This is a genomic window from Candidatus Ichthyocystis sparus, assembly GCF_900078745.1.
GTDB classification, from domain to species: domain Bacteria; phylum Pseudomonadota; class Gammaproteobacteria; order Burkholderiales; family 2013Ark19i; genus Ichthyocystis; species Ichthyocystis sparus.
The window spans coordinates 1-12,849 of record NZ_FKII01000095.1; the positions used below are offsets into that span (position 1 = coordinate 1).

Consider the following 12,849-nt stretch of genomic DNA (forward strand, 5'->3'; position numbering starts at 1 on the left):
GCAATGATAGCAGCCAGCGCAGAACGTGAAAGAAATAAAGGCACTGCTAAATGTACGACATCAGAAACTAGTGTTACAGGCCTTACGCTTCCTTTGCCTTCCAGTTCTCAATCATTATCACTTCAGTCTAATCCTGGGTTGTCACCTCGTGCCCTCTCTCAATCTGAGTTACAATTAGGTTCTTCTTTGCCATTAATGGAGGCTCCTGGTACGTCTTCTAAATTAATTCTACCTTCTTCTGTTGTAGATGCTGATGATGGATCTTCTTCTAATAAATGTGTTGATTTATTGGGTGTTAAGTTGCATCCTGATAGTGCTAAATTAGTTCTTCGGCTCCTTCATGATATTGATAAATCTTTCAAACATTCTTTCTTGCTTTCGATACGAGGATACATCCTGGAGACTTTGGGTAGTGAACTTTCGGTGATTGGGAAAGCTATCTGGTGCAGAACCTATAGGGAACAGCATCTATATAGATTTATGCATAGGTCCATTTGTATATATCATTCTAAGTATCGTCCTAGATTTGTACGTGCTCTTGATGGTATTCGAGTATTATCAAGCTCTTCTGATCGTAGGTTAGTTCCATTAATTGGAGGTGAGTTACTAAATTTTTTATCAGAACTAGATTGCGCCGTTCATAAGATTGTGGAGTATATATTTGATTCGTTATGGAGTAAAACAACTGATGCAGTTTTTGTTGAATTAGAAGATGGATCATTGAGTGATGTTAGTTGTGAAGATTTTATTAGAGTCCTTGATGTTGCTGGTATTCCTGTAGTAGCATTTTCAATTGATCAAGTATATAACAAAAATGCTCAGGTACGTGCGAAAAGGCGTGCGATAAGTGAGAGTAGGACATCAGAGAGTGGTGGTAAACGCATGGAGGGTGAGGGGTCAGTTTCGTATGTTTTGAATTCACTGGGTGTTATGCTATCTCCTAAGGATGTTCGAGTAATTGAAAGTCTCTTTTTAAAGATGGATGCATTTGCTAGACTTACTTACAAGAGTGTGGTTGCCAAGCAACTACCATCGGATGTGAGTGGCAAACTTACTGTGACTGGACGGGCTATTTGGTACTTGACCTATAAGGTGATGTGTGAAGGTAGTTTGGTATTCAAGTGCCTTGGTAAATATCATTATAAGCATCGCCCTGATTTTATACGCGCTCTTACTAGCATTCAAGTATTGTCTGATTCCCCTGACCATAGTACAGCGCCATTAGCTGGAGATAGGTTGTTAGATTTTCTATCGGTACTATATGGTGCTATTAGTAGCAGAGTAAGATCTATTTTTAACTCTTGTTGGAGTGAAGTTTCTGTTTCTCTAGAAGAGGGGGTCTTGAATGCCGTTAGCTGCAAAGATCTTATAGATGTTCTAGACATTGCCGGCATTCCTCATTTGGCATTATCGGAAATAGCAAACAGTGCAGGGCGTGAAAGAGGTAAAGGTACTGATAAATGTACGACATCAGAAGTTAATGTCGTTCCTCCATTTGTATTGTCGGCAATGACAGCAGCCAACGCAGAACGTGAAAGGAATAAAGGCATTGGTAAATGTACGACATCAGAAATTAATGTTACAGGCCTTACGCATTCTTTGCCTTCCAGTTCTCAATCATTATCACTTCAGTCTAACCCTGGCTTAGGGTCTTCTTTGCCATCAAGGGAGGCTACTGGTGAATCTTCTGAATTAACCCTACCTTCTTCTTCTGTTGTAGATGCTGATGATGGATCTTCTTCTAATAAATGTGTTGATTTATTGGGTGTTAAGTTACATCCTGATAGCGCTAAATTAGTTTTTCAACTTTTTCATGATATTAATAGATCTTTCAGAATGTCCTTCTCGTGTTTGATGCGATATTACATCTTAGAGGATTTGGATAGTGGACTTTCGGTGGTTGAGAAAGTTATCTGGTGCAAAACCTATAGGGAACAGCATCTATATAGATTTATGCATAGGTCCACTTGTATATATCATTATAGGTATCGCCCTAGCTTTATACGTGCTCTTGATGGTGTTCGGGTATTATCAAGTTCCCCTGATTGTAGGTTAGTGCCATTAGTTGGAGGTGAGTTACTAGGTTTTTTATCAGAATTAGATCGAGTCGTTCATAAGACGGTGGAGTGTATGTTTGATTCGTTATGGAATAAAATGACGGATACATTTTTTGCCGAGCTAGAAGATGGATCATTGAGTGATGTTAGTTGTGAGGATCTTATTAGAGTCCTTGATGTTGCCGGTATTCCTATGGTAGCATTCTCAGTTAATCAAGTACGTAATAAAAAAAGTGCTCAAGCACGTGCGAAAAGAGGTGCGATAGTTGAGGGTAAGACATTAGAGAGTAGTAGTAAACGCGTGAAGGGTAAGGGGTCGATTGATACTACCGATCTTGCTCATTCTTCAGTTGTCTCTCTTTCACAACTTCAGTCTCAGCCTGAATTAACTTTCCAGCTCCAGATTCAACCTGAATCTTCTTTGACTCTTGTTACTGAGTCTGTTGCTACTCCAACTGTTTCTGATCAATCTGGTAGTGTATCTAGTGTATCTGTGGCTGATACTATTTCTATTTCTGTAGTATTACCTGGTGCTGAATCTCCTTCTGTTACTGAGTCTGTTGCTATGCCAACTCTCTCTGGCGATTCTTTTTTGATAATTAGTGGGGATGTTTTAGTCTCGGTCGCGGAAGGTGTTGCTTCTGATTTGGTAGTTGGAGATGAATTATCTGTTGAACCTTCATCTTCTTTTTTACCTTTGCCTGCACCTGCATCTGATCTGGTAGTAGCCTCTGATATTCCTCCTCCTTTGTCACCATCAGCTAAAGAGTTGGTCGCAGCTGATGTTGTTTCTGCATCGATGGGGGCAGAGGATGATTCACTTTCTCCTCCCTCCTCACCTTCGATTGAACCTTCATCTTCATCTTTGTCTTTATCTTCATCTCCATCTTCTGCAGGATTAGATGGAGATATTTCCTCTTCCTCTCCAGAGTCACCTGTATCGACTGGAGAAGTTGAATTAACTGCGGAAGGTGTTCTTTCTGCATCGTTGGGAGCTTCCGTAGGTGAATCAACTCCTATGTCCTCATCTGAGCAGCCAGTAGTTCCAATCCCTGTATTTTCTTCTGTTTCTGCTTCTGTCAGTAAATCTTTCATGGCAGCTGGTAGCAGTTCTTCTAGGCACCCTCATGGACCTAAGAAAGCATTTATTATGCAATCGGTTGAGGCGCCTATGAGTAGTGGGATCTCTGCTGGACCTTCCTCTTCTACACCTGTGGATATTGGTAATGTTCCGCTAGTGGCTGCTGTTACCGATACTACTGCTGATGTGGGAGCGAGATTGGCAGCATTGCTGAATCGAGGGCTGCCACCTTCACCACCACCTGCCGGTGAATCTAGTGGGCCTAGAGGTGGTAGAGGAGGGTTATCTTCTTCACGTCACGGTGGTGTTCAGAGATCGAGAGGACGTAAAAGGAAAAGGAATAGTTAATTGCTAAGAATTGGTCTTACTTTCTTATTATTAGCATCACATAATTTTTCATTTGTAAATTTTTTATTTTATGCATAATTTATCCTAATTTAAAGAAGGAATAATTCATAACAAAATTGTATACCGGGAGATAAATTAGGGTTTCGTGTTGCATGCGATGTGCGATTGTTAGGTTTGTATGTTCTTTATGCCAAATATAGCGGTACTGTATGGCATGTGGCGTGGGTATATGGTACGTAACGTGGGTTGATGTTTGTCTTTTTTTGTTTTTTTATTGAATTGATGTAATTTGGGTTTTGAATTTGTTTTACTATTTTTAATGTAGGACGTTTGTTCTATTTTAAGTTAAGTAATCGCCATGTCTGCATATTAATGCGTGTTTATGCAATTAGTGGCTATTTATTGTATGTAAATTTTTGTTTTTAAGCTGTATACAAGCGCGTATTGCGGACGAGGGTGTTTTTGCTGTGCATGTAGTAATTCGCGTGCGTTGATTGAAGTGCAATAACTTGAGGCACAAGAGCGATAGTATACGACTTTGTATCTGATTATGTTCCTATTTGTGGTGCTGAGTGCATTTAGTTGTTGGACTGTACTTACTTCTCTTTTTTCTGTAGTGTTGGCGTGTGGGTCGACACTAAAAATAATATAGATGACAAATAATAAATGTAAAGAGAGCTTGTTATGTATCCTGTATCATCTGTAGCTAGTGGTGCTACAGCCTCTAGTGGTGATTCTGATAATGAGGATGATGGTGGCACCAAGGGAGGAACTGTACAGAGTGATGATTTGCAGAAAGTTGAGGTTACTACTTTACCTTCTTCTGTAGGTAAGGGGGTGAGTAATAGGGGTGAGGGTAGAGGTAGAGCTCAAAATCTAAGACCTGTATTAAGTAAAAGAAGAAAGAGATTAGGAAGTGGTAATAAATGTGAGGTTGACACGGGGTCGAGATCTTTGTTACTGCTAGAGGGGGGGTGTGACCAATCTCCCTCTAAATTTGTTAAATTGCTTTTTTATAGAGATCAACCTGGTAGTGTGTCTGCAACTAGTACTGCCTCTACGGTTACACCACCTGAGAATGCAGGATCTTCTCTGCCTGTTACTAGAACTACTTCAACTACTGTTGGTATAACTACAGCTAAGGGGGGGGTGCGTACTAGTGGTAAAGGTAAGAGGGTGTTGCGTACTAGTAGTAAAAGTAAAAGCAAAGCTCCTGCTCTGAAACGTGGCACTTCTGTTTTTTCTTCAGCTTTTACTATTGATTCGGATGTTTTGGGTTCGCTGGGTGTTATGCTATCTCCTAAGGATGTTCGAGTAATTGAAAGTATCTTTTTTAAGATGGATGTATTTTCTAGACTTACTTACAAGAGTATGGTAGCCAAGCAACTACCATCAGATGTGAGTGGCAAACTTACTGTAACTGGACGGGCCATTTGGTACTTGACCTATAGGGTGATGTGTGAAGATAGTTTTGTATTCAAGTGCCTTGGTAGATATCATTATAAGCACCGCCCTAATTTTATACGCGCTCTTCCTAGTATTCAAGTATTGTCTGATTCCTCTGACCTTAGTACAGCGCCATTATCTGGAGATAAGTTGTTAGATTTTTTATCTGTACTAGATGGTGCTATTAGTAGCAAGTTGAAGTCTGTTTTTAACTCTTGTTGGAGTGAAGTTTCTGTTTCTCTAGAAGAGGAAGCCCTGAATGCTGTTAGTTGCAAGGATCTTGTAGATGTTCTAGACATTGCCGGCATTCCTCAATTGGCATTATCGGCAATGGCAGCAACCAGGGAAAGACCGGAAAGAAGTAAGGGCATTGCTAAATGTAGAACATCAGAAATTAGTGTTATTCCTCCGTTGGTACTGTCAGCAATGATAGCAGCCAGCGCAGAACGTGAAAGGAATAAAGGCACTGCTAAATGTACGACATCAGAAACTAGTGTTACAGGCCTTACGTGTCCTTTGCCTTCCAGTTCTCAATCATTATCACTTCAGTCTAACCCTGGGTTGTCACCTCGTGCCCTCTCTCAATCTGAGTCACAATTAGGTTCTTCTTTGACATTAATGGAGGCTCCTGGTACATCTTCTGAATTAATCCTACCTTCTTCTGTTGTAGATGCTGATGGTGGATCTTCTTCTAATAAATGTGTTGATTTATTGGGTGTTAAGTTACATCCTGATAGTGCTAAATTAGTTCTTCAACTCCTTCATGACCTTGATAAATCTTTCAAACATTCTTTCTTGCTTTCGATACGAGGATACATCCTAGAGACTTTGGGTAGTGAACTTTCGGTGATTGAGAAAGCTATCTGGTGCAAAACCTATAGGGAACAGCATCTATATAGATTTATGCATAGGTCCATTTGTATATATCATTCTAAGTATCGTCCTAGATTTGTACGTGCTCTTGATGGTGTTAGAGTATTATCAAGTTCTTCTGATCGTAGGTTAGTTCCACTAATTGGAGGTGAGTTACTAGGTTTTTTATCAGAACTAGATTGCGCCGTTCATAAGACTGTGGAGTATATATTTGATTCGTTATGGAGTAAAACAACTGATACAGTTTTTGCCGAACTAGAAGATGGATCATTGGGTGATGTTAGTTGTGAAGATTTTATTAGAGTCCTCGATGTTGCTGGTATTCCTGTAGTAGCATTTTCAATTGCTCGAGTATATAACAAAAAAAATTCTCAGGTACGTGCGAAAAGACGTGCGATAAGTGAGAGTAAGACATCAGAGAGTAGTGGTAGACGCGTGGAGGGTGAGGGATCAGTTTCGGGTGTTTTAAATTCACTGGGTGTTATGCTATCTCCTAAGGATGTTAGAGTAATTGAAGGTCTCTTTTTTGATATGGATGCGTTTGCTAGACGTACTTACAAGAGTATGGTGGCCAAGCAGCTACCATCAGATGTGAGTGACAGACTTACTGTGACTGGACGGGCCATTTGGTACTTGACCTATAAGGTGATGTGTGAAGATAGTTTGTTATTCAAGTGCCTCGGTAAATATCATTATAAGCACCGCCCTAATTTTATACGCGCTCTTCCTAGCATTCAAGTATTGTCTGATTCCACTGACCATAGTACAGAGCCATTAGCTGGAGATAGGTTGTTAGATTTTTTATCGGTACTAGATGGTGCTATTAGTAGCAGGGTGAAATCTGTTTTTAACTCTTGTTGGAGTGAAGTTTCTGTTTCTCTAGAAGAGGAGAGATTAAACGCTGTTAGTTGCAAAGATCTTATTGACGTTCTAGACACTGCCGGCATTCCTCATTTGGCATTATCGGCAATGATAGCAACCAAGGCAGGACGTGAAATAAGTAAAGGCACTGATAAATGTACGACATCAGAAATTAGTGCCATTCCTCCGTTGGTACTGTCAGCAATGATAGCAGCCAACGCAGAACGTGAAAGGAATAAAGGCATTGGTAAATGTACGACATCGGAAATTAATGTTACAGGACTTACGCATTCTTTGCCTTCCGGTTCTCAATCATTATCACTTCAGTCTAATCCTGGGTTGTCACCTCGTGCCCTCTCTCAATCTGAGTCACAATTAGGGTCTTCTTTGCCATTAATGGAGGCTTCTGGTACATCTTCTGAATTAATCCTACCTTCTCCCGTTGTAGATGCTGATGATGGATCTTCTTCTAATAAATGTGTTGATTTATTGGGTGTTAAGTTACATCCTGATAGTGCTAAATTAGTTCTTCAGCTCCTTCATGACCTTGATAAATCTTTCAAAAATTCTTTCTCGCATTCGATGCGAGGATACATCTTAGAGGCTTTGGGTAGTGAACTTTCGGTGATTGAGAAAGCTATATGGTGCAAAACTTATAGGGAACAGCATCTATATAGATTTATGCATAGGTCCATTTGTATATATCATTCTAAGTATCGTCCTAGATTTGTACGTGTTCTTGATGGTGTTAGAGTATTATCAAGTTCTTCTGATTGTGGATTAGTACCATTAATTGGAGGTGAGTTACTAAGTTTTTTATCAGAATTAGATTGCGTCGTTCATAAGACGGTGGAGTGTATATTTGATTCCTCATGGAGTAAAATAACTGATAAAGTTTTTTCCGAACTAGAAGATGGATCATTGAGTGATGTTAGTTGTGAAGATTTTATTAGAGTCCTCGATGTTGCTGGTGTTCCTGTGGTAGCATTTTCAATCACTCAAGTACATAATAAAAAAAATTCTCAGATACGTGCTAAAAGATGTGCGATAAGTGAGAGTAAGACATCAGAGAGTAGTAGTAAACGCGTGAAGGGTAAGAAGGGGTCAGTGATTGATGCTACTAATCTTACTCATTCTTCAGCTGCCTCTCTTTCACAACTTCAGTCTCAGCCTGAATTAACTTTACAGCTCCAGATTCAACCTGAATCTTCTTTGACTCTTGTTACTGAGTCTGTTGCTACTCCAACTGTTTCTGATCAATCTGGTAGTGTATCTGTGGCTGATACTATTTCTATTTCTGTAGTATTACCTGGTGCTGAATCTCCTTCTGTTACTGAGTCTGTTGCTATGCCAACTCTCTCTGGCGATTCTTTTTTGATAATTAGTGGGGATGTTTTAGTCTCGGTCGCGGAAGGTGTTGCTTCTGATTCGGTAGTTGGAGATGAATTATCTGTTGAACCTTCATCTTCTTTTTCACCTTTGCTTGCACCTGAATCTGATCTGGTAGTAGCCTCTGATATTCCTCCCCCTTTGTCACCATCAGCTAAAGAGTTGGTCGCAGTTGATACTGTTTATGCGTCTATGGGGGCAGAGGATGGTTCACTTTCTCCTCCCTCTTCACCTTCGATTGAACCTTCATCTTCATCTTTATCTTTATCTTCATCTCCATCTTCTGCGGGATTAGATGGAGATATTTCCTTTTCCTCTTCCTATCCAGAGTCACCTGTATCGACTGGAGAAATTGAATTAACTGCGGAAGGTGTTCTTTCTGCGTCGTTGGGAGCTTCAGTAGGTGAATCAACTCCTGTGTTCTCATCTGAGCAGCCAATAGTTCCAGTTTCTGTATCTTCTTCTGTTTCTGTTTCTGCTTCTGTCAGTAAATCTTTCATGGCAGCTGGTAGTAGTTCTTCTAGGTACCCTCATGGACCTAAGAAAGCATTTATTATGCAATCGGTTGAGGCGCCTATGAGTAGTGTGATATCTGCTGGACCTTCCTCTTCTACACCTGTGAATATTGGTAATGTTCCGCTAGTGGCTGCTGTTACCGATACTGCTGCTGAGGAGGATGTGGGAGTGAGATTGGCGGCATTGTTGAATCGAGGCCTGCCACCTTCACCACCACCTGCTGGTGAATCTAGTAGGTCTAGAGGTGGTAGAGGAGGCTTATCTTCTTCACATAGCGGTGGTGCTCAGAGATCGAGAGGACGTAAAAGAAAAAGGAATAGTTAATTTCTAAGAATTGGTCTTACTTTCTTATTATTAGCATTACATAATTTTTCATTTGTAAATTTTTTTATTTTATGCATAATTTATCCTAGTTTAACGAAGGAATAATTCATAACGAAATTGTATACCGGGAGATACATTAGGAGTTTGTGTTGCATGCGATGCACGATTGTTAAGTTTGTATGGTTTTTGTACCAAATATAGTGGTACTGTATGTCGTGTAATGTGGGTGTATGTCACGTAAGTTGTAGTGCATGTAAGTGCCGTATTTGTATCATGTTGGCTGAAGGTTAACTGCTGTATATTGTTCTGTTTATACTTATTTGTATTGCTTGAATTTGTTTTGCTATTTTTAATGTAGGACATTTGTTCTATTTTAGGTTAAATAACGGCAGCGCTATGTTTGTATGTTGATTGTTGATACATATTTATGCAATTAATGGTTATTTATTGTATGTAAATTTTTGTTTTTGAGCTATATACAAGCGCGTATTGCGGACGAGGTAGTGTTTTTACTGTGTATGTGGTAATTCGTGTGCGTTAATTGAAGTACAATAACTTGAGGCACAAGAGTGATAATATACGACTTTGTCTCTGATTAAGTTCCTGTTTGTGGTGCTGAGTGCATTTGCTTGTTGGACTGTACTTACTTCTCTTTTTTCTGTAGTGTTGGCGTGAGGGTCGATACTAAAAATAATATAGATGACAAATAATAAATGTAAAGAGAGCTTGTTATGTATCCTGTATCATCTGTAACTAGTGGTGCTACTGCCTCTAATGGTGATCCTGATAATGAGGATGATGGTGGCACCAAGGGAGGAACTGTACAGGGTGATGATTTGCAGCAAGTTAAGGTTACTACTTTACCTGCTTCTGTAGGTAAAGGGGTGAGTAATGGGGGTAAGGGTAAGGCTCAAAATCCAAGACCTGTGGTAAGTAAAAAAAGAAAGAGGTTAGTAAGTGGTAATAAATGTGTGGTTGACACGGGGTCAAGACCTTTGTTACTGCTAGAGGGTGGGTGTGACCAATCTCCCTCTAAATTTGTTAAACTGCTTTTTTATAGAGATCAACCTGGTAGTGTGTCTGCAACTAGTACTGCCTCTACGGTTATACCACCTGAAAATGTAGGATCTTCTCTGCCTGTTTCTAAAACTATTTCAACTACTGTTAGTATCACTGCAGCTAAGGTGGTGTTGCGTACTAGTAGTAAAGGCAAAGCTCCTGCTCCTAAACGTGGCACTTCTATTTCTTCTTCAGCTTTTACTACTGATTCGGATGTTTTGGGTTCGCTAGGTGTTATGTTATCTCCTAAGGATGTTCGAGTAATTGAAAGTCTCTTTTTAAAGATGGATGCATTTGCTAGACTTACTTACAAGAGTATGGTAGCCAAGCAACTACCATCAGATGTGAGTGGCAAACTTACTATGACTGGACGGGCTATTTGGTACTTGACCTATAAGGTGATATGTGAAGATAGTTTTGTATTCAAGTGCCTTGGTAGATATCATTCTAGGCACCGCCCTATTTTTATACGCGCTCTTCCTAGTATTCAAGTATTGTCTGATTCCCCTGACTATAGTACAGCGCCATTGTCTGGAAATAAGTTGTTAGATTTTTTATCGGTACTAGATGGTGCTATTAGTAGCAAGTTGAAGTCTGTTTTTAACTCTTGTTGGAGTGAAGTTTCTGTTTCTCTAGAAGAGGAAGCCTTGAATGCTGTTAGTTGCAAGGATCTTGTAGATGTTCTAGACACTGCTGGCATTCCTCCATTGGCATTATCGGCAATGATAGCAACCAAGGCAAGACCTGAAAGAGGTAAAGGCACTGATAAATGTACCACATCAGAAACTAATGTTACAGGCCTTACGCGTCCTTTGCCTTCCTGTTCTCAATCATTGTTACTTCAGTCTAATCCTGGGTTGTCACCTCGTGCCCTCTCTCAATCTGAGTCACAATTAGGGTCTTCTTTGCCATTAATGGAGGCTCCTGGTACATCTTCTGAATTAATCCTACCTTCTTCTGTTGTAGATGCTGATGATGAATCTTCTTCTAATAAATGTGTTGATTTATTGGGTGTTAAGTTACATCCTGATAGTGCTAAATTAGTTCTTCAGCTCCTTCATGACGTTGATAAATCTTTCAAAAATTCTTTCTCGCGTTCGATACGAGGATACATCTCAGAGACTTTGGGTAGTGAACTTTCGGTGGTTGAGAAAGCTATCTGGTGCAAAACCTATAGGGAACAGCATCTATATAGATTTATGCATAGGTCCATTTGTATATATCATTCTAGGTATCGTCCTGGATTTGTACGTGCTCTTGATGATGTTCGAGTATTATCAAGTTCTTCTGATCGTAGGCTAGTTCCACTAACTGGAGGTGAGTTACTAAGTTTTTTATCAGAACTAGATTGCGCCGTTCATAAGACTGTGGAGTGTATATTTGATTCGCTATGGAATAAAGTGACTGATACAGTCCTTGCCGAACTAGAAGATGGATCATTGAGTGATGTTAGTTGTGAGGATTTTATTAGAGTCCTCGATGTTGCTGGTATCCCTATAGCAGCATTTTCAATTTATCAAGTACATAATAACAAAAATGTTCAAGTACGTGTAAAAAAACGTGCGATAAGTGAGAGTAAGAAATCAGAGAGTAAGACATCAAAGGGTAGTAGTAAACGCGTGAAGGGTGAGGGGTCAGTTTCGGGTGTTTTGAATTCACTGGGTCTTATGCTATCTCCTAAGGATGTTCGAGTAGTTGAAGGTCTCTTTTTTGAGATGGATTCGTTTGCTAGACGTACTTACAAGAGTATGGTATCTAAGCAACTACCATCGGGTGTGAGTGGCAAACTTACTGTGACTGGACGGGCTATTTGGTACTTGACCTATAAGGTGATGTGTGAAGATAGTTTTGTATTCAAGTGCCTTGGTAAATATCATTATAAGCACCGCCCTAGTTTTATACGCTCTCTTCCTAGCATTAGAGTATTGTCTGATTCCACTGACCATAGTACAGGCCTATTAGCTGGAGATAGGTTGTTAGATTTTTTATCGGTACTAGATGGTGCTATTAGTAGCAAGGTGAAATCTATTTTTAACTCTTGTTGGAGTGAAGTTTCTGTTTCTCTAGAAGAGGAGGGCGTTAACGCTGTTAGTTGCAAAGATCTTATTGATGTTCTAGACACTGCCGGCGTTCCTCCATTGGCATCATCGGCAATGATAGCAACCAAGGCAAGACGTGAAATAAGTAAAGGCACTGATAAATGTACGACATCAGAAATTAATGTCATTCCTCCATTTGTATTGGAGGCAATGATAGCAGCCAGCGCAGAACGTGAAGGAAATAAAGGCATTGATAACTGTGCGACATCAGAAACTAGTGTTACAGGCCTTACGCATCCTTTGCCTTCCAGTTCTCAATCATTATCACTTCAGTCTAACCCTGGGTTGTCACCTTTTGCCCTCTCTCAATCTGAGTCACAATTAGGATCTTCTTTGCCATTAATGGAGGCTTCTGGTACATCTTCTGAATTAATCCTACCTTCTCCCGTTGTAGATTCTGATGATGGATCTTCTTCTAATAAATGTGTTGATTTATTGGGTGTTAAGTTACATCCTGATAGTGCTAAATTAGTTCTTCAGCTCCTTTATAATATTGATAAATCTTTCAAACATTCTTTTTTGCTTTCGATACGAGGATACATCTTAGAGACTTTGGGCAGTGAACTTTCGGTGATTGAGAAAGCTATCTGGTGCAAAACCTATAGGGAACAGCATCTATATAGATTTATGCATAGGTCCATTTGTATATATCATTCTAAGTATCGTCCCAGATTTGTACGTGCTCTTGATGGTGTTAGAGTATTATCAAGTTCTTCTGATCGTAGGTTAGTTCCACTAATTGGAGGTGAGTTACTAAGTTTTTTATTAGAATTAGATCGAGTCGTTCATAAGACGG

3 protein-coding genes are annotated in these 12,849 nt (G+C 39.8%); all 3 read left to right on the forward strand.

Annotated elements, in window-relative coordinates; all coding sequences use genetic code 11:
• A partial coding sequence (locus tag A6733_RS09265; RefSeq protein WP_242641615.1) for a hypothetical protein occupies nt 1-3,486 on the forward strand: 3,486 nt, incomplete at its 5' end.
• Nucleotides 3,487-4,170: 684 nt separating this feature from the next.
• Nucleotides 4,171-8,895, forward strand: a complete 4,725-nt coding sequence (locus A6733_RS08130; protein WP_092460832.1) for a hypothetical protein — start codon at nt 4,171-4,173, stop codon at nt 8,893-8,895.
• Between the two features lie 731 nt (nt 8,896-9,626).
• Nucleotides 9,627-12,849, forward strand: a 3,223-nt coding sequence (locus A6733_RS08135) for a hypothetical protein (RefSeq protein WP_141663503.1), incomplete at its 3' end; no start/stop codon positions are given.